This is a genomic window from Dyella jiangningensis (assembly GCF_003264855.1).
GTDB lineage: Bacteria > Pseudomonadota > Gammaproteobacteria > Xanthomonadales > Rhodanobacteraceae > Dyella > Dyella jiangningensis_C.
This window is the reverse complement of sequence record NZ_NFZS01000001.1, coordinates 2,212,510-2,236,763: the sequence shown is the minus strand read 5'-3', so window position 1 is coordinate 2,236,763 and position 24,254 is coordinate 2,212,510. Positions and strand designations below refer to the sequence as shown.

21 protein-coding genes are annotated in these 24,254 nt (G+C 66.1%); 8 read left to right on the top strand and 13 right to left on the bottom strand.

All coding sequences use genetic code 11. The features are described from left to right. Nucleotides 1-7: 7 nt before the first annotated feature. On the top strand, nucleotides 8-1,648 hold the full coding sequence (locus CA260_RS10010; RefSeq protein WP_111982662.1) for an MASE1 domain-containing protein: 1,641 nt from the start codon (nucleotides 8-10) through the stop codon (nucleotides 1,646-1,648). Between the two features lie 27 nt (nucleotides 1,649-1,675). On the opposite strand, the gene CA260_RS10005 is transcribed toward CA260_RS10010, so the two are convergent. Next, nucleotides 1,676-2,143 carry a hypothetical protein gene (locus CA260_RS10005; RefSeq protein WP_111982660.1) on the bottom strand — a complete coding sequence of 156 codons (468 nt, stop codon included), beginning with the start codon at nucleotides 2,141-2,143 and terminating at the stop codon, nucleotides 1,676-1,678. A gap of 612 nt (nucleotides 2,144-2,755) precedes the next feature. On the opposite strand from CA260_RS10005, the gene CA260_RS10000 reads away from it, so the two are divergent. Then, on the top strand, nucleotides 2,756-3,142 hold the full coding sequence (locus tag CA260_RS10000; RefSeq protein WP_146745310.1) for a hypothetical protein: 387 nt from the start codon (nucleotides 2,756-2,758) through the stop codon (nucleotides 3,140-3,142). Nucleotides 3,143-3,203: 61 nt separating this feature from the next. Beyond that, nucleotides 3,204-4,214 carry an NAD(P)H-quinone oxidoreductase gene (locus tag CA260_RS09995; RefSeq protein ID WP_111983095.1) on the top strand — a complete coding sequence of 337 codons (1,011 nt, stop codon included), beginning with the start codon at nucleotides 3,204-3,206 and terminating at the stop codon, nucleotides 4,212-4,214. Here CA260_RS09995 and CA260_RS09990 read toward each other — a convergent pair. After that, nucleotides 4,208-4,438 carry a hypothetical protein gene (locus CA260_RS09990; RefSeq protein ID WP_111982656.1) on the bottom strand — a complete coding sequence of 77 codons (231 nt, stop codon included), beginning with the start codon at nucleotides 4,436-4,438 and terminating at the stop codon, nucleotides 4,208-4,210. The two genes, CA260_RS09995 and CA260_RS09990, sit on opposite strands and share 7 nt — an antisense overlap. A 122-nt stretch (nucleotides 4,439-4,560) precedes the next feature. Between CA260_RS09990 and CA260_RS09985 the strand changes: the two genes are divergently transcribed. Then, nucleotides 4,561-4,788, top strand: a complete 228-nt coding sequence (locus CA260_RS09985; protein WP_111982654.1) for a hypothetical protein — start codon at nucleotides 4,561-4,563, stop codon at nucleotides 4,786-4,788. A 72-nt stretch (nucleotides 4,789-4,860) separates the two neighbouring features. On the opposite strand, the gene CA260_RS09980 is transcribed toward CA260_RS09985, so the two are convergent. Beyond that, complete coding sequence (locus CA260_RS09980; protein ID WP_111982652.1) at nucleotides 4,861-5,295, bottom strand: universal stress protein; 435 nt, start codon at nucleotides 5,293-5,295, stop codon at nucleotides 4,861-4,863. Nucleotides 5,296-5,529: 234 nt separating this feature from the next. Here CA260_RS09980 and CA260_RS09975 point away from each other — a divergent pair, with 234 nt between their 5' ends. From CA260_RS09975 to CA260_RS09960, 4 genes are all read left to right on the top strand, one after another. After that, complete coding sequence (locus tag CA260_RS09975) at nucleotides 5,530-5,967, top strand: universal stress protein (RefSeq protein WP_111982650.1); 438 nt, start codon at nucleotides 5,530-5,532, stop codon at nucleotides 5,965-5,967. Between the two features lie 114 nt (nucleotides 5,968-6,081). Beyond that, nucleotides 6,082-6,678: a GNAT family N-acetyltransferase gene (locus tag CA260_RS09970; RefSeq protein ID WP_111982648.1), complete on the top strand. Its 597-nt coding sequence runs from the start codon at nucleotides 6,082-6,084 to the stop codon at nucleotides 6,676-6,678. Beyond that, nucleotides 6,675-7,523: a universal stress protein gene (locus CA260_RS09965; protein WP_111982646.1), complete on the top strand. Its 849-nt coding sequence runs from the start codon at nucleotides 6,675-6,677 to the stop codon at nucleotides 7,521-7,523. The genes CA260_RS09970 and CA260_RS09965 overlap by 4 nt, the downstream gene beginning before the upstream one ends. Before the next feature lie 73 nt (nucleotides 7,524-7,596). Next, nucleotides 7,597-9,000 carry an MBL fold metallo-hydrolase gene (locus CA260_RS09960; protein ID WP_238149669.1) on the top strand — a complete coding sequence of 468 codons (1,404 nt, stop codon included), beginning with the start codon at nucleotides 7,597-7,599 and terminating at the stop codon, nucleotides 8,998-9,000. 76 nt (nucleotides 9,001-9,076) lie between these two features. On the opposite strand, the gene CA260_RS09955 is transcribed toward CA260_RS09960, so the two are convergent. From CA260_RS09955 to CA260_RS09910, 10 genes are all read right to left on the bottom strand, one after another. Next, nucleotides 9,077-11,368, bottom strand: a complete 2,292-nt coding sequence (locus CA260_RS09955) for a TonB-dependent receptor (protein ID WP_111982644.1) — start codon at nucleotides 11,366-11,368, stop codon at nucleotides 9,077-9,079. Between the two features lie 180 nt (nucleotides 11,369-11,548). Continuing rightward, nucleotides 11,549-11,917 carry a DUF2946 domain-containing protein gene (locus CA260_RS21485; protein ID WP_425479730.1) on the bottom strand — a complete coding sequence of 123 codons (369 nt, stop codon included), beginning with the start codon at nucleotides 11,915-11,917 and terminating at the stop codon, nucleotides 11,549-11,551. 180 nt (nucleotides 11,918-12,097) lie between these two features. Then, the gene (locus tag CA260_RS09945; RefSeq protein WP_111982640.1) at nucleotides 12,098-13,681 is read right to left on the bottom strand and encodes a DUF6519 domain-containing protein; all 1,584 of its coding nucleotides are present in this window, start codon (nucleotides 13,679-13,681) and stop codon (nucleotides 12,098-12,100) included. A gap of 10 nt (nucleotides 13,682-13,691) precedes the next feature. Next, entirely contained in the window at nucleotides 13,692-15,941 is a 2,250-nt protein-coding gene (locus CA260_RS09940; protein ID WP_111982638.1) for a hypothetical protein, read from the bottom strand. After that, nucleotides 15,938-19,054 (bottom strand): putative baseplate assembly protein, encoded by a 3,117-nt coding sequence (locus CA260_RS09935; RefSeq protein WP_111982636.1) that lies wholly within the window; start codon nucleotides 19,052-19,054, stop codon nucleotides 15,938-15,940. Before CA260_RS09935 ends, CA260_RS09940 begins: the two co-directional genes overlap by 4 nt. Next, nucleotides 19,051-21,849 carry a putative baseplate assembly protein gene (locus tag CA260_RS09930; protein WP_238149668.1) on the bottom strand — a complete coding sequence of 933 codons (2,799 nt, stop codon included), beginning with the start codon at nucleotides 21,847-21,849 and terminating at the stop codon, nucleotides 19,051-19,053. Before CA260_RS09930 ends, CA260_RS09935 begins: the two co-directional genes overlap by 4 nt. Next, the gene (locus tag CA260_RS09925) at nucleotides 21,846-22,217 is read right to left on the bottom strand and encodes a GPW/gp25 family protein (RefSeq protein WP_238149667.1); all 372 of its coding nucleotides are present in this window, start codon (nucleotides 22,215-22,217) and stop codon (nucleotides 21,846-21,848) included. The genes CA260_RS09930 and CA260_RS09925 overlap by 4 nt, the downstream gene beginning before the upstream one ends. 7 nt (nucleotides 22,218-22,224) lie before the next feature. Then, nucleotides 22,225-22,548: a hypothetical protein gene (locus CA260_RS09920; protein ID WP_111982634.1), complete on the bottom strand. Its 324-nt coding sequence runs from the start codon at nucleotides 22,546-22,548 to the stop codon at nucleotides 22,225-22,227. An 11-nt stretch (nucleotides 22,549-22,559) separates the two neighbouring features. Further along, entirely contained in the window at nucleotides 22,560-23,066 is a 507-nt protein-coding gene (locus tag CA260_RS09915) for a phage baseplate assembly protein V (RefSeq protein ID WP_111982632.1), read from the bottom strand. Next, nucleotides 23,063-24,220 (bottom strand): hypothetical protein, encoded by a 1,158-nt coding sequence (locus CA260_RS09910; protein ID WP_111983091.1) that lies wholly within the window; start codon nucleotides 24,218-24,220, stop codon nucleotides 23,063-23,065. The genes CA260_RS09915 and CA260_RS09910 overlap by 4 nt, the downstream gene beginning before the upstream one ends. Between the last annotated feature and the right edge of the window lie 34 nt (nucleotides 24,221-24,254).

The window sequence follows — 24,254 nt, the reverse complement described above, 5'->3', positions numbered from 1 at the left end:
GGTAGTCATGGGGGAAGCGAGGGTGCTGCGTGAGTGGAGTCGCCATCTGGCGATTTGCGTCGGCTACGCATTGGGTTACGTGCTGCTCCGCGACATCTCCGTATCGCACTGGAATCTTCCCGCAGGCCTGCGTGTCGCCTGCCTGCTTTTGCTTCCCTATCGCTATTGGCCCGCGCTGTTCATCGGCGAACTGTTGCCCGTCGGGTATCACGCATGGGATTGCCGCGATCAGTTCGGCTGGCGCTGGGCGGTGCTCGCGGCCGTGCCGCCGATCCTGCCGATCTCGCTGGCGGTCGCCTGGGCGAAACGCCATGCACGGCTGATGCTGGGCGCGCGCCAGGTCAACATGGCGATGCTGCTGGGCGTCATTCTTGCCGGTGCGCTGCTGACCGCGGCGGGCAATGCGCTCACGCTCGCCGCGACGCAGCTGCCGCCGGACAGTCCGCCGATCACCATCACGAGTCAGATCCTGTTCGGCTATTTCCTTGGCAACTATCTGGGCGCCATTGCCGTGGTGCCGACCATTCTGGCGATCCAGCTGGCTTTTTCGCGGGGCACGCGTCTCACGCCAAGCGCCTCGCGCTGGTACGGCCACCTCACCCGCGACTGCCTGATCGGCGTGCTGCTTCCGCTGTTCGTGCTGGTCGGCCTGGTATTCAGCAGCCAGGGCGACGGCATGCAGGTGTTCCGCATCGCCATGTTCCTGCCGGTGGCGTGGCTCACGTCACGCTACGGCTGGCAAGGCGCTGCCATCGGCGGCACGCTCGCCAGCTTCGCGGTGACCATGACATCGACCATGGTGCGCGACCCGGGCGTCATCCAGGCGCAGGCGCTGATCGCGTTCGCCGTCACCACGTTGCTCCTGCTCGGTTCGCGCATCGCGCACCAGGCCCATACCGGCGATACGGAACAGCTCGATACATTGCGTGGATTCCAGCTGGCCCAGCAGGGCCTGTATCTGGAAGAGCTGCGCATGCGCCAGGCCGCCGATGCACTCGAACACATCGGCCAGAGCATCCGCGAGAACCACAATCGCCTGCTGGATCGGCTGCGCCACGTGCTGCCCGCCAATGAAGAGCACATCTACTCGCGCCACGTGGTGCTTGCGCAACACGAAATGCATCGGCTGGCCAATGCGCTGCATCCGCGCGGCTGGCGCGAACGCGGCGTACCCGCCACGCTGCGCGAAGGCCCGTTTGCCCAGGCCATTCACCTGACCGGCGCCACCTACCAATGCGACCTGTCGGGGCGCGGCCTGAGCCAGCTGGCGCCCGACGTTCATCTCACGCTGTATCGGCTCGCCTGCGAGGTACTGGTGTACGTGCTTTCGCGCGCACCGATGCAGCACGTGCACCTGCAGCTTCGCGGCGGTTACACCAGCAGGAGGCGATGGGTCGTCATGCGACTCGTCGGCGAACTGGCGTCGGCCGAGGAAGGCGGCACGACACCGAAGCCCGAGAACGATTCGTGGAAGCAGGCGATGACCCTGCTCGGTGCCAGCGGCCTCGGCATGAACACCATCCGCGATCGCGCGCACATCTATGGCGGCGTGGTCCATGTGCGCGACACGCAGCGCGGGCTCAGCGTGACCTTGCTGCTGCACGACTCGCTTCGCTCGATGCCGATCCACCAGGGCGCCTCTGCCTGACGGCGCCCCGGCGCGACTACACCCGCATCATTGTGCGCGGGAGCTGCACTCGATCGGATCCTTGCAATCGCCATCGGCAGCGTAGACGCGCGCCGTACCGTCGGGCTGCGGCGACACCAGCACCGTGGTGGTTGCATCCCGATAGACGATCTCGCCGGCGGCCTGGGTGGTAGCGGCCAGCGGCTCCTGCGGCGTGCCCAAACGCGAGGCGTCCACGCCCACCGGCAGCGCAAGGAAGCTTCCGCCCGACCTTGCGAACGCCGCGCGGACCCTTCCGCTCAGATCGTTGACCTGCACGTAGCGGATGCCATTGCGCTCGAAAAGATAGACGTGCCAATGCGGACTGCTACTGACGTCGGTGGCGTTCGGCCACGATTGCCCCAGCCCGCTGGCCGGTGCCCCCACCTGCGCCATGGCGGGCGCGGAGGCCAGCGCCACGAGCGCCAGCCCTGCGGCGGCGAGACTTGCAAAACGACGGTTGCGTGCATGCTGCATGTGTATTCCCTCCTTAGCCATCCCAATTCCGAGACGCGTTGAATCAAGCGAGAACCGGGCAACTTGCGGCAAACCGTCTGCCCGGTCCGGCGAATGTGCCCTAGGCAAGAGCGCTCGCGTAAGTCCTCGCCGGACCCGACACGTGCCGAGCATTCAGATTCGCTACGCACGACGCATCGGTCCTCACGATACGTTCACGGCATCGGCACGCGTGCGCAGCGTTTTTCACGCAAACGTCACAAGAGTCCGTTGGCGCGATCCGCGGACGGTTTCCGCCGACCGCGGTCGGCATCACTGCATGGATAAAGCCCGCACCCGATCGGCGGGTGATCCACGCGACCGGTTCCGCCGAGTTGCGCCGCGTCCCCAAGGAACGTACATGCAGTTGGACCGCGACAGCACGTTCGCCGCGCGCTTCGATGCGCAACGATGCGACTTCAATGTTCCGTGCGGCGGCGCGCTGCTCGATGTCGGCCGCGAGGCCTCTTAGGCGTCATGCCGGGCACGAACGTATCGCAGGACATCGGCACCGTATTCGTCCTTTACCCATGCAGCAAGCAGCGCGACGTTGCCGCCATGGGCTGACTGACGCGCATCGCGGCAGCACCCTTGATGAAGCAAGATGTACGTGCCATGTGCCTGGCAGGCCATGACACCAACCTGGCGAATCTGGCCGGCGTGCTCGACGTGGATTGGCACGACAGCCGGCAGCCCGATGACTATCCGCCGGGTGGCGCGTTGGTATTCGATCTGTGGCGCGAGCATGGTCGCTCCGTCGTGAAGGTCTCGAGCGTCATGCCGACGCTGAATGCTTTGCGTCACGCGGATTTCGGCCCCGACGCCGCGCTCGTGCAACACACGCTCGCCTTGCCGCCATGCCACGGAACGACCTCGTGTCCGCTGGATGCGGTGAGTGCGTGGCTCGCGACGCGACTTGACGCGCGGTATATCGAACACGACGTGCCTTCCCTGTCGAGCTGGCCCGACGCGTCGCGTTGAATCACGGGGAGTCGACGTACCCCTGCTTCATCATGGCGACGCCCCACCGTCCGGCATGGTCATGAACACCGCATCGCTTCCAGCCACGATGATCGAGATAGGGATTGCCGAACACGGCGGTCCGGAAGCGCTGCAACCACGCGTTGTACCGATGCCCACGCCGGGCCCTGGCGAGTTGCTGCTGCGGGTTGCCGCGGCGGGCGTCAACCGGCCCGATGCCTTGCAGCGCGCAGGACTGTATCCGCCACCACCCGGCGCCAACCCGACACCGGGACTCGAAGTGGCCGGCACGGTGGTCGCACTGGGTGAAGGCGTCGCGAGCAAAGCGACAGGCGATACGGTGTGCGCGCTGACCAACGGTGGAGGGTATGCGCAGTACTGCGTCGTGCCTGCAACCCAGGCGCTGCCGATTCCACGCGGCTTGTCCATGGTGCAGGCGGCGGCCGTACCCGAAACCTTCTTTACGGTATGGGTCAACCTGTTCGAGATCGGACGCGCGCAACGGGGCGACATCGCTCTCATCCATGGCGGCACCAGCGGCATCGGCACGACCGCGCTGATGCTTTGTCGCGAATTCGGCATCCGCACGTTCGCCACCGCGGGCGGCGTGGAGAAGTGCGCGATGGTCCGCGAGCTTGGCGGCGACCCCATCAATTACCGACAGGAGGCCTTTGCCGAAGTGGTGCTGGCGAAGACGGAGCATCACGGCGCGGACATCATCCTCGACATCATGGGCGCCAGCTATTTCGACGACAACCTCGCGACGCTCGCGCGCGACGGACGACTCCTCCTGATCGGCTTCCTGGGCGGTCCTGTCGCCGAGCGCGTCGACCTGCAGAAGATCGCGGTGAAGCGGGCCATCGTCACCGGCTCGACCCTGCGCACCCGCACCATGCAGGAGAAGGCCGCCATTGCCCAGGCGCTTCATCGGCATGTATGGCCGGTGCTGGCCGAAGGCCGTTGCCTGCCGATCATCCACGCGACCTATCCGCTCGAACGCGCGGCGGACGCCCATCGTGATCTGGAATCAGGCCGGCACATCGGGAAGATCGTGCTGGAGGTAGCTCAGTAGGCGCCGGCTTCCAGGCTGCCCATGGACGGGAACGGCGTGCAGCCCCGCGTGGCATCCGTCAGCTCCTCCATCAGCCGCCGGGCTTCCCGTATCTGCATTTCCCCGGCGGGATGCCGACGCAGCTGGGCGCAGAGCAGTTCGACCTCTTGTTGCAGCAAGGCATTTTGCTCGAGCAGTTCGTCGCACGCTCGGGAAAGGAGGTCATTTTCGCGGTCCTGTTCCATACACGCACCGCTTCTTCGGCACAGGGGACATTTAAGCTGCCTGCGCGGCCGTTAAGCGGTCGTGACCCTTTGGATAAGGCTTTCGCGCCTCATTCATGGGGTCGGGGTGTAGGGTGGCTGGCATGGCCAAGTCACGTGCAGAACTCGATCAGATGCTCGACGCGCTGGACAGCTTCGTGCCCGGCCTGGAAAGCAGCAAGCCGCATGCGGCCGACTTCTGGGAAGCCTTCAACAAACTGGCCGAGGCAGTGCAGGAAAATGCCGGGCCGGATGACCATGGCTGGGTATGCGAGCGGCTGGACGCGATCCAGGTAAAGCACCACCTGGTGCCGCCCGCCGACCAGATCTGATCGACGACTTCATTGCAGTGCAGCACAACGCGGGGCGCCGTCGCGCTGCGCCCGTCGCGGCGGTGCCCCTGCTCAATGGCACACGAGCACGGGTACGTCGCAGCTGATCATCACCTTGTGCGTCACGCTGCCGAGCAGCACGCGTTCGAACCCGTGGTAGCCACGCGAGGCCATCACGATCAGGTCGCAGTGATGCTTGGTCGCCGCGGCGACGATGGCGACGTAGGGCCGCAGATCGAACACGAATTCCGTCTCGCAGGGCACGCCGGCTGCAGCGGCCCGGCGACTGATTTCGTCCAGGCAGGCCTGGGCGCGCTCCCTGGCGAGATCGGTGTAGGAGTCGCGCGACTGGATCAGTTCGGCCACGTACGAAATGGCCGGCAGCGGCGGTACCACGTGGACGCCGTACACCTTCGCCTGCAGCCGTCTGGCGAGCTCGATGCCGGTATCCACCGCCTTGAGGGCATATTCGGATCCGTCGACGGGTAAAAGGATGCTCTGGTACATGGCTTCACCCCCTTGTCCTTTCGTACCCAGTGTAAACAGCGATCGTTTGCGCGGCGTGCATGCCGACGGATCGATGGCGCTGCGATCATGCGGCAGATTGACGCCAGGGCGGTCCGCTGACTTGCCACAGGTCTACGCTGACAGCAGGCATCGTCACGACGGGCGTTGCACAGGGCATACGCGACGCTAGATGTCACCCCTTTTGCCGCCACCGCGGCTTGCAGCGAGGCATCCATGTTCAAGCACATCCTCATCCCGATCGACGGTTCCGAGCTTTCCAGGCGCGCCGCGACGAAAGGCATCGAATTGGCCAAGTTGTGCCAGGGCAGAATCACCGTCCTGCACATCATCCCGCCCTTCCAGACCATCGCCTACATGGGCGCGCTGCTGGCCGCCACCGAGTTCGCCTACAACGAACAGGCCAAGACGGACGGCGAGCAGTATCTGCAAGAGGTTCGCGCCATGGCAGACGCCGCAGGCGTTCCGTTCGAGGGCGAAGCCGACTTTGGCGAGCAACCCAACGAAACCATTCTCGAAGTGGCGAAGGCCAGGCAATGCGACCTGATCGTGATGGGCTCGCATGGGCGCCGAGGCATGACGCGCCTGCTGTTGGGCAGTGAAACGCAAAAGGTCCTGCTGGGCAGCCCCGTGCCTGTGCTGGTGTGCAACTGACCGCCCCATCGGCGCGCGCGAAGCCGGACCCGTCGGCTGAACGTGCATCGCAGCGATCATCATCGTCGGGACACGGAACAAGCCCTGGCGAACCCAAATTCTCCAGGAGGTTTTATGTCACTCATCACTCATGCCACCCATACGAGCCAGGCTTCGCGGCTTCATGCAACCGGGCATTTCCACCCGGGCACGGAACACCGGGAGACCTTGGACGACGGCACGGCCGTGCTGATCCGCTCGCTGCGCGAGGATGATCGTCAGCTGGAAACGGACTTCATCCGCCATCTCTCGCCCCATTCGCGCCGCCTGCGCTTCCTGTGCGACTTCAAGCAGCCGAGCGACGCATTGATCGACCAGATGATGGATGTCGACCACGACCGGCGCGAGGCGCTTATCGCCGTGGTGGTCGTCGAAGGCATGGCCCGGGAAGTCGGCGTGGCTCGCTACTGCGCCACCATGGATGGCGACACCTGCGAATGCGCGGTCACCGTCGCCGACGCGTGGCAGCACCACGGCCTGGGCTGCCTGCTGATGCGATACTTGATCGACGAAGCGCGTTCACACGGTTTCAGGCGCATGATCTCGATCGACGCGGCGAGCAACCAGGCCATGCGTGCACTGGCGCTTGCACTGGGCTTCCAGCGACGCCTCGATCCGGACGACACATCGCAGGTCGTCCACAGCTTCCAACTTCAGGCACGGCCGTCATGAACACGCCTTCCGCCATGGCCAGCGGTGCACCGGCAGACGTACTGGCGCTGGTGACCGCCACGTCCCCGTGGAGTCCTGCCGCGCTTGCCGCCGCATCCCTGGCGGCTGCTTTCGGTGCGCGATTGAGCGGCTGCTACATCGACCCGGGCCTGCGCATGTTGCATGGCGGTGAGCCAGAGCCGTCGGTGCTCGCGCTGTTGATCGATCCGCCTCGCGAGCATCCAGGCGACCAGGCGTCGTTTCTGGCGATGGCCAGGGAATCAGGCGTGCATCGCGCGTCGTGGATGGTGACCCGCGCAGGCATTGCGCAGACGATGCGTCAGCTCGGTGCCTGGCACGACCTGATCGTGATCGAGCGCGACATGGTCGATGACACCATCGCCTTCGACGTGCTGGGCGAAGCATTGCTCACCTGCCGCACGCCTTGCCTGCTCCTTCCTCCGTCCTGGCAGGGCCCGGTGCGGGCGGAGCGGGTTGCGCTGACGTGGAACGGCAGCATCGAATCGGCTCGCGCCATGCACGCCGCGCTGCCGTTCGTGCACGGCGCAGGCGACGTAGTGCTGCTCGACGGCGAAGCGCCCACGTACGACGACGACCCGCAACACGCGCCACGCTTCGACCCGGCCGTCTACCTGGCCAACCACGGCATCAAGACGCGCGTGCGGCGCGTGCATGCCACGCCCGGCGAAGCCGGTGTCGCCTTGCTGCGGGAAGTCGAAGGCGCCAGGTCGGACCTGCTCGTCATGGGCGCATACGGCCATTCGCGGGTGCGCGAACGCGTACTCGGCGGCGCCACCCGGCATGTCTTGCAGCACGTCAACGTGCCGGTCTTGATGCAGCATTGACCGGCGACAGGCCACGCTGCATTCGCAACGCTGGACCTTCGGCACCATCGCCAATCCACCAGGAACACGACGCATGCATCCCGCCATGTTCTACAGCTGCCACGGCGCGGCCAAGCAGGTCACTGGTTCGTGTCACCTGGTGCGCTGCGGCGACAAGCAGGTCTTGATCGATTGCGGCATGTTCCAGGGTTCGCGCGAAGAGGAACAGGCAAACGCCGAACCCTTCGGCTTCGACCCCGGCCGGATCGATGCGCTGCTGCTCACCCATGCGCACCTGGATCACGCCGGACGCATTCCCCGCCTGGTCCGCGAAGGATTCCGCGGGCGCATCCTGGCAACCTCGGCCACCCGCGACCTCGCGCGCATCGTGCTGCTGGATGCGGCACGCCTGCAGGAAGAGGATGCCGCCCGTGCCGAACGCAGCAGTCGACGGCGCGGTGAATCCGTCCAGCCGCCGCTCTTTACGCTGGACGACGCCTTCAACGCACTCGAGCGCTTTTCGGACCCGGTGGGTTACGGTGACACCGTCAGTGTCGTTCCTGGCATCCAGGCCCGGTTTCTGGATGCCGGTCACATTCTCGGCTCGGCCAGCATCCTGCTGAACCTGCAGGACGGCGACCAGGCACGCAGCATCCTGTTCTCCGGCGACCTGGGTAGCCCCGGGCGTCCCATTCTTCGCGACCCGACGCCGGCCCCGCCCGCCGACTTCGTGGTGATGGAAAGCACCTACGGTGACCGTGACCATCGTGCCCTGCCCGACTCCGTGGACGAACTCTACGAAGCGGTGAACAGCACGTTGAAGCGCGGCGGCAACGTCATCATTCCCACCTTTGCGCTCGAGCGCGCGCAGGAGGTGCTGTATTACCTGCACCAGGGCATGCGGCAGGACCGCATTCCCGCGCGCACGCCTGTCTTCCTGGATTCGCCGATGGCGATCTCGGCGACCGAAGTCTTCCGACGCCATCCGGAGTGCTTCGACGATGAATTCACCGCCGTGCTGCGCAACGAAGATCCATTCGCCATGCCGAATCTTCGTTTCTCGCACGACAGCGCCGACTCGATGGCGATCAATCGCATCGAAGGCGGCGCAGTCATCATGGCCGGCTCCGGCATGTGCAATGGCGGACGCATACGTCACCATCTTCGCCACAACCTGTGGCGCGAAAAGAGCAGCATCGTCTTCGTCGGCTACGCCGCGGAGGGCACGCTGGCTCGACGCATCGTCAATGGCGCGCGACGCGTGCAGATCTTTGGCGAAGACATCGCCGTCAACGCGAAGATCTGGACCATCAACGGCTTCTCCGCCCACGCCGGCCGTGACGAACTGCTGGCATGGCTGGGTCAAAACCGCCGCCGCGGCGTCTTCCTCGTCCATGGCGAATACGAGCGCGGCATGCAGGCACTGGCAACCTGCCTCACGGGGAAAGGCTTCACCGTACGCCTGCCCGGCAAACACGAACCCATCCTGCTCGACTGAAGCCCTGTCGCCGCCCCTGTAGGAGCGCACCCGGTGCGCGACCGCAACGCGGCATCGCACCGGGCGGGCATCCAGCTCACAGACTCAGCTTCACATCCGCCACATACGTACGCTGCGGGAACGGGTGGTACAGGAAGTACTTCTCATTGGTGAAGTTGTCCACGCCGAACGAGGCGGCCAGATGGTCGTTGATCTGGTAATGCGCACGCAGGTCGAACACCCGGAAACTGTCGAACGCACCGAACACGTGCGAGGTGTTGTCCGTGTTGTCCAGCGTCGAATACTGCTTGCCGCTGTAGCGCCCGGCCAGCGTAAACGACCAGGCTTCATCGGGACGGTAGGTCGCCACCACCGTGGCACGCCAGCGCGGCACGTAGGGCGCATGCTTGCCCTGCGAGGTGGTGCCCGTGGCGCTGACGAAGCTGTCGTTGGAAAGGATGGTGGAGTCGACGAAAGTGACGCTGCCGGACAGATCCAGCCCGCGGACCAGCACGTTGTCCTTCTGCGCCACCAGTTCCACGCCGCGATTGCGCAGCTCGCCCACGTTCATCACATAGGTGACCGGTACGGCCACGTTCGGCAGCGTCGACGTCTGCGAGATCAACGCCTGCCGGGTGTTTTCCTGGAACAGCGACAGCCGCAGCAAGCCCTGGTCGATGCCGTGCTCGATGGCGAGCTCGCCGCTACGCACGTTTTCCGGCTTCAGGTCGGGGTTGGGCACGCTGTAGGTCGAGCCCGTGGATACCAGCTGGTACAGCTCGCCCACGGTCGGAAAGCGCACCGCCTTGGCGAGCGAGCCTGTCACGCGCCACTCGGGCGTCACACTCCACTGCAGGGTCGCTTTCGGCGAGAACGCATCCGCCTTCTCCACCGGCTGGTTCACGGCGGTCTTGCCGCTGTAGTTGTAACCGTCGCTCGCCTTCCACCATTCGTAGCGCCCGCCCAGCGTCAGCAGCCATGACGGAGAAAGCTGCCAGGCGTCCTGTATCCAGAGCGCTTCGGTCTGGGTCTTGCCCCGACCCGCCGAGTACAGCGTGGTGACGCTGGACGGATCCTGCCAGTCGGCGAGATTGCGGGTGGGGTTGTCGAGCTCGTAGCGATCGCCATGCGCGCCCACGGACACTTCGTGCGCGCCCCCGTAGCCCTGCGGTCGCCAGAGCCCGGTGGCGTCGACCGTCGTCCATTGCGTGCCGCCGTAACTCGCCAGCCTGCCGTTGCTGGTGAAGTCCGTGCCGGTGGTGACGCCCGCCGGCGACCACTGCTTGTCCTTCAGGAAGTCGTAGTGGGTGATGACGAACGAACCGTCGTAGTCGCCCTTGGTATCGGACTTCAGCGAGAGCGCCTGCATCAGGTGATGCGCGCTCAGGTCATAGTTGTTGCTGGCGAACCCGGTCACCTTGCCGTAGGTGGTCTCGCCCGAGGCATCGGTCAGATAGCTGTCCACATCCGACTGGCCATGATTGCTCCAGTAGCCGACGAGGTAGGTCGCACGCCACTGCGGGGTGATGTCGTAGGTGAGCTTGCCGTTGAGATCCAGCATGCGCGTATGCAGCAGCCCACCCGCGCCGTACACGTTCGCCACCTGCCCCAGCTTGTTCAGCGCGGGGATGGTGCCGCTGGTGCCCGCGGGCGTGGCGGTACCGGTGATGAGGGACAGCGGCTGGCTGAAGCTGTTGGTCGCATTGGCGCCGACGAACCAGCCGAGATCGCCACTGCGGCCGCCGGCCGTGAGCGTGGTCTGGCTGGTGCTGTAGTTGCCGTGCGTGCCGTAGAGATCGAACGATTGCACCGCCTCGGTCTGCTTTACGGTGACCTCGGTCTTCTCCGGCATGCGCGTGACGATGCGCATCACGCCGCCCATCGAGTTGCCCGCGTACGCCGCCGAAAAGGGCCCATACAGCATGTCGATATGGTCGATGGCGTCGGGCGAGGTCATGCCCCAGCGCGGCGCACCGATGGTGTTGTTGTTGGCGATCAGCGCCGAGATGGGAATGTCATCGACATAGACCAGCGTACGCGCGCTGGAATTCACGCCCCAGGTACGCGTGGCCAGCACCGGCTGCGTATCGCCGTAGTTACGCTTGCGGATGAAGATGCTGGGCAGGTACTTGGCCGCATCTTCCACGTCGACCGCATTGATGGTGGCCTCCACCCGCTCGACCGGTACGGTGACCATGCTCGCCGGGAAGCCGGGGGCCACGAGCGTTGGCGTGTCGGCCGTCACGCGGACGGCACCCAGGCTGGTCACCTGCCCATCGATTGCATCGGGATTGTCGGCGCCAGGCCCACCCTGGGCCAGCGCAATGGAGGACGCGAGCACGCTCAGCGGCAAGCCGAGCAGCGCACTGCGCAAGAAAGAGGAACGCATAGCAGGACATCCTAGGTTCACCGGCACCGCCGTGCGTTGCCGGGATAACTGCAAGCCATCGCGCCCGCACGGCAACGAGCGGCGCGCTTCTTGCGCGACGCCTGCCTTCATTCACGAGTGGCCTTCCGATGCGGGGTCAGCATGCGTGCTGGACGCATCACCCCGCCTGGCGATGTGCAGTCAGGCCCGTGGTGGTCCGCGCGGATGTGCGCTCAGCCATGGCAGCGCACGCCAATGCCCGGGGGCTTCATGAACCGGCGCGGCGGCCGGCAGAAGGGCGGCCATGGGCGCGGCCGCGGAGTGGCCCGTCAGGGCCGGACTGTGACCGAGCAGCGCGCAGTACCCGCACTCGTCGGTGTGTAGGCCCGGGGCCTCCGGGGCTGACGGATGGTGCTGGTCGAGCCCGTGGCCCGTGCACCAGGCGCCCAGCTCAGGCCAGGCATCCGTGGCAGCCAGCGTGCGGGACACCGTGGGCGCAGCCACCAGCAGCCACACGGCCGCGATCGCCAGCCATGCAACCCACCGATGTGCTGTCCTTCCACGGATCACGTCGTCCCCATCCAGCCAAGTCTTGAGTAGGCTCAAGACATCTTCTCACGTCCGGTCCCTGCCGGACAGCGCAGAAGGCCTGTGGCATGACGTCACGTAGTCTCATAACGGGCCAGAAGTACGCGAACCCCGCACACGCGGCGGGTCGTGCGTGCGGGCCACCCCGCCCGACTTTCCGGTTCAGCCCGTCTTCTTCTTGCGGGTGGCCTTCTTCACGGCAGGTGCCGCCTTGGCGACGGCCGCGTTCTTCGCGGCGGCGCCCGTCGCGGTATCCAGCGGTTTGCGGGTCGCGCTGTTGCGGAGCAGCGTGCAGAGCGAGTCGAAGCGGCAACAACACTCCGCATAGCCCGCGGCGGCCGTATACGCGCCAAGTACCGCGGCATGATGCATGCCCCGCGATGGCAGCGGCACGGGTGCACCGTTCACCTGCGGCCATTCGATCATGCCCTGCCCCGAAACCCGTGCGGGAACCAGCCAGTAGTCGCCGGTGGCGTACAGGCCGCCCGGCTCGAAGCTGACCTGGATGCCATTTTCTAGCGTGACGTATTCGCCCTCCGCCAGGATCACGTCGCCGCCCGCCGCTACGCCGTCGCGCTGATCCCAGCGGCGCAGCAAAGGGTGCTTTCGCGCATCGTTGCTCAACTGATAGGGCGTCAACCCTGTTGCCAATGCCAGTTGCACCGTTCGCCGCGTGGCGTCGACCGCTTTCACCTGCAGCAGCGGATAGGCGAGCTGCGCCAGGGTATAGTCGTCGTCCACCAGTTCGACCCAGTCGCCCGTCGCCAATCCCAATCGCTGGTCGCGTCCCACGCTTCCCAGGGTAACGGTCATGATCGCGCTGCCGTCGTCCGCCTGGCCGACCACGCTGCTCAGCGCGGGAAAGACCACCGACCCGTTTTCGCGCGACCACTTGAAGCTGGTCGTGGCCGGTGCCGCCTCCGTGCTGGCCAGCCCGCCGCGATGGATCTCGACGCGATACAGCTGGTTTTCGCAGCCCCGGTAACGCGCATCGGCAGCGATCACGCACGGATCGCTGTCGCTGTCGACGGGGCCCAGCTGCGCTCGCATCCGTGGCCACGCGTAGTTGGCGCGCACGCCAACCCACTGGCGCAATGCATCGCAGATCGTCGTGTTCGCCGCGCCCTGCCCGTTCAATGCATTCGCGAGGGCATCGAGATTGGCCAGATCCTGCTTGAGCGTCGCCGCATCCAGATCCTTGCGCAGCCCCAGTGCCGTACGGACGTTGGCCAGGGATGCCGTGGAACGCTCGGGATCGAGGTCGAGCATGCGCGTCTGCCAGACCACCTGCGCGCGTGACGCCGTGTCGATACCGTCGAGCGCCGTATCCGCGATGGATGGCGCTTCCACGGCGCACAGGTGCCGCTCCCACACGTCGAGCCACAACGCGAAGCTTGCCGGCTGGCCTGATGAGCCGTCGCTGCCCGTGATCGTGTCGGGCGTCGGCACATTGGGTTGTGTGCCGAACGTGCAGGCGCCTTCATTGACGCAGAGGATGCCGTCGACGTAGAAGTGCCCGGGCGTCAGCGGCCAGTCGGGCAACTTCGGCGCAACCGTGAACCGGAAGCCGTTGCCAGGCGCCCAGCACGGACCTACCAGGTCCATCGCCAGCGTGCGCAGGAGGTTCAGCTGAATGCTGGCCTGCTCGTTCCAGTCCGCTTCCAGCATGACGCGGCCCTGCTGCTGGAAGACCTGGCTGTAATGCAGCGTCGAGTCGAAGGTGACACGTGCAAAGTCGCCTTTCATGATCGATCTCCTAACTCGCGAAGAAAATGCCGGGAGCGGCGCCGGCGGGCACGTATTCTTCGAGCCGCAACGCGAGATTCGCCCGGCGCTGCGGCTCATACAGGTCGTGATACACGCCCATCGAAGACTCATCGGATGCGCCGCTGCGAATCTCTTCGCAACACGCATCGGACAACCTCATGTAGTGCGGTGAGCCGTAACGTCGACTGCGGAACAACGGCACGACACGCAGTCGCGTCTGCGCCGCGTCGGCACTATCCACGGCGGCCACGGCGAGATCCGGCTGGCAATGGAAGCGTTGGGGCGTGCGCGAACCCGTGGGCACGAAACAGAAGCGAACGCATCCGGCCTGCCTGCGCAACACACGCAGCGGACTGGCGAAGATCGAATTCTCCGCCAGACGCAGGCCATGTACCTGCACTTCGCCGATCACGGTGCAGCGGGCGAAACTGGCTACGGCATAAGCCACCACTTCGTCCGGCGAGGAGACGGCCAGCCGTTGCGGGCCGGTGGCGTCCAGCACGCTGTCACGCAACGAGATCGATGGCGGTTCGCCACGCTTGGCCGGCGATATCACGCTGATGCCGCCAAGGATGCTGCATTCCACGCGCAGCGACGCCCGCGTGGCGTCGAGCGTGACGCTCGGCTCGCCCGGGCGCTTGGGGTCGCAATCGCACTGCAGCGACCATCCCGGCACCAGCGTGCAGTGCCTTATCACCAGTTCGCACAGATCGCCGACGGGCACGGCCGCTGCATCGCCGTCATCCTGCGGCCCGTGCACCTCGATGCCACGCCCCGAAACAAGCAGGCCATCCAGGATGAAGCGACTGCCCGGCCCGCCACCCACGGACAGTGCATCGGGCTGACTGGCACGCACGTCGAGCAGGCGAAGTACCGGACGGGCGCGATCGGCTGCGCGGATCTGGATGGCTTCGCCGGGATCCAGCTGCAGATCGATGCCGCCTTCGTAGACGCCGCTTTCCGCAAGCTCGATGATCAGCGCATGCAAGGTTGGCGTCGCGGCCTTCGCCTTCGCCCAGGCATCCAGCGCGGCCGTGATGCTGGCGAAGTGGCGGTCGGGCAAGGTGGTCTTGGCCGGATCACTGTCGGGCAAGGCGGCATGCACGACATAGCGCGTCGCGTTTTCCAGCTCCGGCGTGACGCGCGCGTACTCGCCGCCACCGATATCCGCCGCAAAACCGTACTGGTAATCCACCCAGACACCACGTTTGGGGCGCTGCCCCGCGGGGAACAGCATGCGTCCACGTTCCGGATCGACAGCGACGCGGCCACGCGGCACCTGGTATTTCCAGTCGCCAAGGTCGGCTGGCATCAGCAGCTCGATGGACACCGGCAAGCCCTGGCCTTTGGCCGGCCAATCGGGCGCGAAAATCTGCACGCTCCTGCCTTCACCGTAGAGGTTGGGCGACACCGACGCGTAGTCCGCCTCGATGCCGCGCTCGGCAAAGCGAAAACGCCGCAATGGCACGGGGAGGTTTTCTTCCTGCGCGATATGCGTGGGCGTGGGCTCGGCGACCGGGCGCTGGAACAGCGGCGTATCCTGCCCAAGCACGCTGAAGCTGTAGCACTGCGCACCTTGTTCTTCCACGCAATAAGCCGGCGTACGGGTGACGGAGTAGCTGCGCAGGCGAAACACGAACACGCCCACGCCGGGGATGGCGAAACGCCCGCGTCGATGCGTGCTGTCGATGCGGCGGATGTCCACGCTGTGCGCCAGGCGACTGAAGGCGCCGTCCTCCCACGCCAGGCATTGGAGCCGGCCAGGCTGGCGCAGGTCGGCCGTGCCGCCTCGCCACGGATGCTGGTGATCGAGATGCTGCATCCAGCCCAGCAGTGGATAGAACTCCACCGCACGCGCCGGCCAGTTCGCCGCATCGCGCGCAAGGTCTTCCAGCAAGGAGAGCGTACCCTTGCGGCGGCGCGCATCGATCAGGTTCGCCACGTCCGCACGCGGTGCGAGCACACGCCCCAGCCCGGCGGACCCGCAACCATCCATCGACAACGTGGCCGCTTCCGGCAGCAGCGTGTACCCGAGCAGATCACCGATGTACGGCACGACCCAGTCGTCACAGGTCTCGATGAACCAGTTGTCGTAGAGGCGCGTGATGTCCTGTTCCAGCACATCCGCCTGTGCCGACAGCACGCGCAGGAAGTCGCGCAACGGATAGCCCTGGTCCGCGTCCCGCATGCGGTAGACCACGGGCAACAGGTCGTACAGACGATCCGACTGGCTGTTCATGACGCGGCCTGCTGCAGCAAGAGGGTGTCTGGAACGCTCGGCAGGAAATACGCAATCTGCGCCGGCTGCGGGTTGCCCTGGTCGTCGAGGCGGGCGTCGAGCACGGTGATCCGCTGCGCTGCTGCGGCGTCTGTCACCTGCGGTGGGTTGCGCTTCAGCACAGCGCCCTCCCCGCCATCATCGCCGCCGACGCCAAAGCCAAGCAGCAGCGTGGCCTCGTCGAGGCTGCCGAAGGCGTCCACGTCCACCCAGGCCACGCCGCGCACGGCCTGGATGCACGACACGACGCTACTCAGGTAGACAGGGCTCGCCAGCCCCGCGCCCTCGAAGCCGAAACGATGCATCAGCGCGGCGCGTATCACGGGCTCCACGGATTCCCATTCGTAGTCCGGCAACAGGCCAACCTTGGCGCTCAACGTCAACGCAACCAGCTGACGCACCATCAGCGCCACCGGCAGCGAGGGGTCGCCGTAACGCTGCAGCGACTGCAGCAGGTTGCGGTAGAGGTCGGAGGTGTCGTCGATGGGCGCGTCGTCGGCGCCGGCGATGGTGACCAATACCTGCGAGCCGAGCTTGTTCGCGGAGGCCTTGCCCACGCCGCCATAGGTGCGCGAGAAGTCGGCGTAATCGGTAATGGACACGAGGCGATCCAGCGCAAGCACCGCCAGCGGTACGTTGACGCGTGCCTGGTCGCGCGTTTCCGGATCGGCGCCACCCGAGGCGCGCAAGGGATTGACCACCTGCTTGACGCCCAGCGGACGCGTCGCCGCAAGACTGACCTGCCCTGCCTGCACGTTGCCCGCCATGCCGATGCCCTGCCGGTACGCCGCACTGACGTTCTCGATACCGGTAGGCACTCGCGCGCCGTGCACGCCATCGCCGAACAGCACGCTCACCTTGCCGCCGTCGTCGATCGCCGTCGCGTAGCTGCGACTGGTCGCATCGACAAACGCCAGGTTGCGCACCTCGTGCCATTGCATGCCGTTGACGGATACCACCAGCGTGCTCTGCACGCCATCCACCGTGGGCGCGGAGACGTAGGTGAGTGGCTGCTGCTTCAACGCGAACGTAGGCATGGCCGTCGCGCCATTGCCGTTGCCGAGCACTTCGTTGCGTGTCTCCCCGTGCGTGGCGCGCACGACGTTGGCATGGATCGATACGCTGTTGCGGACATACGCGTAGGCCAGCCCCTTGCCGGCAAAGACCAGCGTGCTATGGATGGTGTCGCCGGGCAGGTTCGATGCCGCCTGTTCGACGGACAGCAGCATGACGGCCTCCGAAGCGTTCACGGCGTCGGTTCCGGGCACGTCGGCGCGCTGCCCTTGCACGATCACCCAACGCCCCGCCTTGAGGCCATCGACGGCTACATCGAGCGTCATGCGCGTGGCGCCATCCTGCGCCACGCCTGCGCTGCTGACGGTGGCGTTTCCCGTCTGGTCGACGATATTGGAGGCGGCCAGCGTCAGTGGCTCGCTTTGTGCGTAAACCTGCGTGCCGCGCACATCCGATTCGCCACCGACGCTCCAGGTGTGATCGCCCTGGTTCGGATCGATATCCAGGCGCGTGCTCTTGCCGCTCATCGTGTACATCGAGTGCGGTGCCGCGGTGGCGTGCGCCACGCGCACGGTGACGACGGGGTTGTTCCCGGACGGCCATATCACTGCGTAACTGCCGCTCTCCACATCGTCGTAGGCGTTGTCGAGCCAGACGGTACCGGCGATTTCGTGGCTGGTGTCCAGCGAGCCCGGCACCATGGTCGATACCCATTGCGAACCATCCCACTTCTGGTTGACCGTCATGGGTGCCGGCGCGTTGTAGCCGAACAGCGGTGCCTTGATGCGCAGTGCGAACACGCCCAGCAGGTCCGGCGAGGGGTCGCCATGGGGGATCGCCGTCCAAGCACGATAGAACGTATCCAGCAGTGGCGTGGCGAAATTGAGCAGCAGCTGCGGCCGAACATCGCTGGCTGGCGCGAGCGCCGTGGCGATCCCGCGCCGTAGCTGCAAGCTGTTCGCCGGCTGCAACGTGCGCGGCAGGATCAGTGCGCCGAACAAGGCGCCAAAGCCCGTCGCCCCGGGAGGTGTCACGGGTGAACCGCCAAAGGCCTCGTCGACAGCCTTCATGAAGTCCCTCACCGGCTGCGGCCCGCTTTGCCAACCTTCCAGGTAGCGCATGAACACTGTGGAAAACGCTTTGGTGGAGCCGCCGTCGTCGACCCCCAGCAGCAATTGCTGGCGCACGCCGAGCAACGCATTGAACCAGCGCGCATCGCCCGACGCCAAGGCAACGACCGCGCGGTTGGCCGCCGCTGCGATCGCCACCGTCGCCGCGCCCAGGGCTTGCAGGCGAACGCGACTGCGCTGATCGGCCGGCTGCAGCATCGCGCCGGTGGCAGGATCGGTCTGCTGGACGTCCACCGACTCCACCATGCGCAACACGCTGGTGCCGTTCGCCAGCTCGCCGAACTGGAACAGCAGCCGGTCGCTGTGCTTGAGCTGTGTGGCCGCACCGGTCAGCCATAGGTCCTGCAGTGCAGCGATGTTATCCAGCGTGATGTTCTGCGGCTGCGTCTGCCGCGGATGCAGGGTGTTCCATTCGTGCCGTGCATCCAGCGACTCCGCCGTCTCGAAGGTCTGCATCTGCTCGCCAGGTGCCGGCACGGATTGCGCCTTGGCGCCGGCCGGTATCGTGACCGGCGGCGAGTTGTCGTCGATGGTGTAGGCCAGGTAGACGCCGGCGGCAACGCCGGGGCGAAGGCGATAGTCCACCAGCCGGCCCAGCTGCAGCACGGAGCAGCGTTCCGTTGCGGTACGCAGGTAGCCTTCGTTGGCGATGCGTTCCTGGTAGAAGCTCAGCACGTCGGCGCCGATGGCCCAGGCGTCCATCAGGGCCATGGACGGATCGTCCAGTTCACGCGTGCGCAGCCCGGCCAAGGCCGGCAACGCGGACGAACTCAGGTCCATCTGCATGGTGGTGAAGAAATCGGCATAGGTGCCCACGCGATACGCGAGGCTGGCAAGACCCGGCCGGTTGTAAAGGGGAAGCGGCGTGCGTTCGCTGGCGCCGCATCCGCAGGCGCAGGCGTGCTGGCCACAGGCGCTGCAGCAGCTCATCGGCCACCTCCCATGATGAACGTGATGGAGCCACGATCAGGATGATCGGGACTGCTGTCGATCTGTGCGATCTCCATCGATGCCAGGTGCAGCACGCCATCCGCTGGCACATCGCCCGACACGCCGCCTTCCTCGCGGGCAAGCGTGATCAGCTCGACGTGGGCAACGCCGGCCACGGCCTGGGCTTCGGCGATGAGCGCGCTGGCATAGACCGGCGAACCAAGCAGCAGGCAATCGGGATGGAAGAAGCCCGGCACGCCGTCGCTGCGCAGGCCGGCGGTGAAGCGATCCAACAGGTCCGCCTTGACGTGCGCCACAAGGAAATCCGGCAGCACGCAGACGCGAAGCTCGATGAGCAGCGGCACGTACCGCGCGGCCAGCACCGCCAGGTCATGGCCGATGCGCCGATAAGGCCACAGGTCACGCTTCACCTTGGCAGCCAGCGCAGGCGCCAGGCTCTCCGCGCCGCGCGGGTCGACCACGACATCGGCCTCGTACCAGCCGCCAGTCCATGCCAGCTGGCACGACGCACCCTGCAATGCCGGCTCGCGCGCAGCGAACATGGCGTAGTCGTCGGCGGTGATCGCGCGCAAGGCATTCGCCCTGAAAGCGCCGGGCGCATACCGCTTCACCTCGGCCAGGCTCTCCGGATCGGTGCCGCCCGAAGCTGCCATCGGATTGCGCGGCACGATCCCCTCTGGCGCCGCACCTGCTTTCACCGCCAGCCATACGATGCTGTCGCAGCCCACGTTGCCCACGCTGCCGTTGCCGATGCGCGGCAAGGCGCGGAAGAAATCGCCCGCCTGCGGCTGCCGGCCGAGCGTGCCGTCACCAAAACGCAGATGGGCAACGCCATCGTCGTCCACTTCCACCACGAAATGGCGATCGTTCGGGCCGCTTTCGAGCAGGTCGTGTCGGGCAGCCCACTGATAGCCCGCATCAGGTATGCCGCTGATCAACACCTCGTCCAGGCGCCCGCCACACACACGGAGCTGCGGCTGCGCCTGCCGCGGATCGCGCGACAACAACAGGCACACGGGCACGCCGGAAGCGGTGGGTAGCGGCTCGGCCCAGGTCAGCGGTGAACCGTTCAACGCATGACCGGAGTCGCCTGCCGGGCGGATCACGTCCTGCACGGCGCCGTCGCACACGCAGCATTCGTACTGGGCGTTTCCCGGCACCAGCCAGCACTCTTCCTTCAACGACTGGCACCGCATGCAGGCGTCCGGCACGGATGCCATGGCGCTGGAGAGACCAGGGTAGTCGGCGTCGTCGATCGCCTCCGGCGGTACGCAGAGCGCATCGCACTGGCATTGCCCTGGTGGGTGATCACCGTGGTCGACCAGCAGCACGTTTCCGCGCGCGAGGCTCACATCATCGATCCAGCGGCAATCCGGCGAGGACAGGCGTACGGACAGGCACAGGTCGAACGGCAACGCATCGCACGCATCCCAGTTCACCTGCAACAACAGGCTGCCATCCAGCGGATCGACCCGTTCCTGCACACCGGTGAGGCGGACCGCATGGCGATGCGAAGGATCGGCATCCGCGGGATTGCCCGTGGACACGCCCAGCACTTCCTCGAAGATCAGGAAGTCGCCGGGCTTCAGTTTCAGCGCACGCCGCGGCGCATTCACCTCCTCCGACCTCACCTGCGGCAAAGGCGTACCGCCGCCATCGCTCCCAGGCGGCGTGCCAGGCGGAGGTGTTTCCGTCGGCGGCGCCGGCAACGGTGCGTCCAGCAAGACAGCCTGCGTACTACCGCGTGGCAGACAGCATCGCTGGTTGCCCCAGGTGTAGATGCGAATGGCACTCTGCGCGGCGACGACAGTGATGGTGTCTGCGCCATCCAAGGTCATGGGCTCGAAGACCAGCGCACCCTGCGCGCGCGCCGCATCGAGTGCCTTGGCATCGATCGGCCCGGGCGCCACGGGCAGTTGCCCGGGTGGAGGAACCAGCAGCAGGAGTTGGTCGAGCGCAAGTGTCTGCTCGCCCGCCGCCAACGCCAGCGTCACGAAAGCGCGCGCATTGCAGCCTTCGTGCATGCGGTAGTCCACCAGCCTTGCATGCCGCCGCACGGAGATTCGCCGCCGCGCCGTGGCGAGATAGGCCTCGGTGGCCACCGCATCCTGGTAATAGCTCAGGTGGTCGGCGACATACGCCATCACTTCCACCAGCGCCACGCCGATATCCGGCACGTGGCGTTCCTGCCACCCAGGCACGGTGATCGCCATGCGGTCAAAAAACAGCTGCCGGAAGCTGGCGTAGTCCTTGGCGAGATAGTTAATGTCCGGCAGGCTCGGCGCCGGCTTCACGCACGCCGTGGCCGCCGCGCAGTCGAGATCTTTCGCACAACCCAGCCGGAAGCGGAGCGGTGCACAGGCGTAACGCGGATCGAACCCGGGATAGGCACGCCAGTTGGCGGGATCGTCGCCCGATGATGCATCGACCAGGCACAGGCAATACGCGGAGTGGTCGCCTTCGCGGTCCAGCACGACGCGCAGGCAGACATCGTCGTGCATGTCCGGCTCGTTTTCCTCACTGACGCTGAGCACGCGCAGACCGGTGATGCGATCACCACCGCTGATGCGCACGTTGGCTACCGCGATGTCCGACGGCACGCCACCGAACAGATGGACGCACAACGTGACGCCGTCGTCGCCTACCTCGACGAAATCGATGCCATTGAGCTTGCCTTCCAGGCGAACCTTCTCCCGCCGCAGGTCGTCACTGCAGGCAGGCAGAAGCTGGCAGCTGATGCCGATCGCGGCAGGCGTGTTGTCCATGGTGCTCATGGCGCGCTCCGGCTGAAGCTGTCCGTGCGAGCCTCGCCCGTGGCGAGCACTACATAGCTCAAGTCCACGGTCAGCGTGGAGTCGATCGCCGTGACCTCCAGCGCGCTGACGCCGATGACGTCGCCGAGATAGCGCTGCAACGCCGCCTGCAAGGTGAATTGCAGGGCGGCCGCCACTTCCGGACTGTTCGGCGCAAACACCATCTGCAGCAGGCCGCTGCCGAAGTCGGGGCGGTTCACGCGCTCGCCGGGACTGGTGAACAGCAACTGCTCGATCAGGTCGCGCACGTGGTCGTCGTAGTCCGGCGCCGCCGTTCGCCCCGAATGATCGAAGTGATAGGGAAAGTCGATGTTGATCGCGGGATCCATGACGTCCTCACATGGCGCTGGCGCGCATCTGGCTGGCGACGATGAGCAGCGGCGTGCCCGTGGGCGCGCAGATGGCCTGGCTGTCGAAACAGAGCAACGGCTGTCCGTTCGACGTGACGCGCGTCGCGGCGGTCACGAACTGTGCCGTCACGCACGGCCCGTTCGCCGCCGGTGGCGGTGGCAATGCGCAACCGGCGACGACCCAGGGGCCGGCAAGGGTGACCGTGGGCTGTCCGCTCACCGCCACCCGTGGATTCGGCGTCATCGCCTGGGCCTGCCCCGCGTGGGAACACAGGACCGTCGCACCGACATGAAGGAGGAATCCTGGCATCGGTGATCTTCCTACGTCACGACCAGCGCGCCGTTGTTGATGGTCACGGTGGGACCGGCCAGCACGATGGTGGCGCCCTTGCCGTTGGAGATGGTGATGCCCACGTCGTTCACGACGATCATGGCGCCCGTGGTGCTCTTGATCATGATGCCGCCCGTGGGCCCCGGCACATCGCTGATGCACAGCGTGTTCTGCAGGATGGAACCGAGCACGATGCTCGGGCTGGCCGGGTTGCCGGCCAGCGCAAGCGCCGGTACTTCCGCCGCCACGCCCCAGTAGCCGCCGCTCCAGATCGGGTAGTCCGGATCACCCTGCTCGAACTCGATCCACACGCCCGCGCCGATCTGCGGCACCACGTAGACGCCACTCTGCTTGCCGGCGATCGGCACGCAGGGCATCGCCCAACTCGACGGAAGCAGGCCGGACACGTCAGGCACCATCGCCTGGATGCGACCCAGCTGTTCCGGATCGACGTTCTGGATCACCGTGCCGCGGTATTTGCCGTAGTACTTGCTCATGGCGGCACCAGTGGCAAGGTGGAGATGAGCCCTTTGCGCGAGAGGCTGAAGCTCTGCTTGTACTCCCCGCGCTTGATGGAATGGCGCACTTCCGTCACGTAATGCAGCCCGTCGAACGCCGGCCCTACACCACGAACGCCGACCAGCTGGCGCGATTTCAAGATCTGGCCATAGCGGGTCACGTCGAGGCTGCCCTGCCCCGTCACCGTATCCGCCGATTTCGCCGCTTCGGCCATGCCGAGCAACATCGCGCGCGTTGGCGAGTATTTCGCCGTTTCGGGCAGCGGTCGCAGGCGTTGCGGTGGCGGATCGATGAGTCCGAGCGGCGGATTGAGCGGGCCGATGTCCGGAATCGGCAGCGGCAACGGCACCTTGGTCTGCTGATTCTGGATGTACACCAGCGGCAGGCTGCGTGCATCGCCGTTGTAGCTGAAGTTGAGGCTTTCCACATTGCTGCCTGCATCCATGTCGGCATTGAGCGCCGGCTGCGGCACGCCCACCTTGATCTTCGGCCCCCAGTACGCCGTGCTCATGCCCGGCGCCGGCCCCGGCTCGATGTAGAACACATAGCCCACGCGCTCGGCGAGCATGCGGATGTATTCGAGGTCGCTGCCCTGCTGGGTGGGAATGCGATCAGTGGGGATAGGCACGTCGATCGCGATGCTGGGAATGATCAGCGGCACCACGCCCAGGAAGGCGTACTTCGCCAGCAGCAACGCGACGATCGCCTCGGCAGGCATGGCCGGGTACGGCGTGCCCGGCAGCCCGGAGAACTCCAGCTTCTGCATCACCGCGGTCAGGTCGTCGCCCATCACGTGCAGGCTGGTATGGCGCTGGTCGGAGCCAGGCGCCACCGTGGTCCTGTTGACCACGCCGTCGATCAGCACCTGCGGCATGCCGTTGATGGTGGCGATCAGGATCACGCGCAACAGTGGCACCACGCCGCCACCGCTCAGCAGGAACAAGGTATGCAGCGGCGACTGCACGCTCAGCGTGAACTGCAGCGTGAATGCACCGGCCGCTTCGTCGGGCTGCACCACCTCCACCTGCGTGAGTGCGTCGAGCACGATCTGCGGCACCGGAATCGGCACCACCGGCCCGACCATCAGCGTCAGGTGCACGCCCCCAAGGCCACGCTGACCAAATATCGCCATCGTCATGCCCTCTGAAAGGCTGGCACGCCGCGTT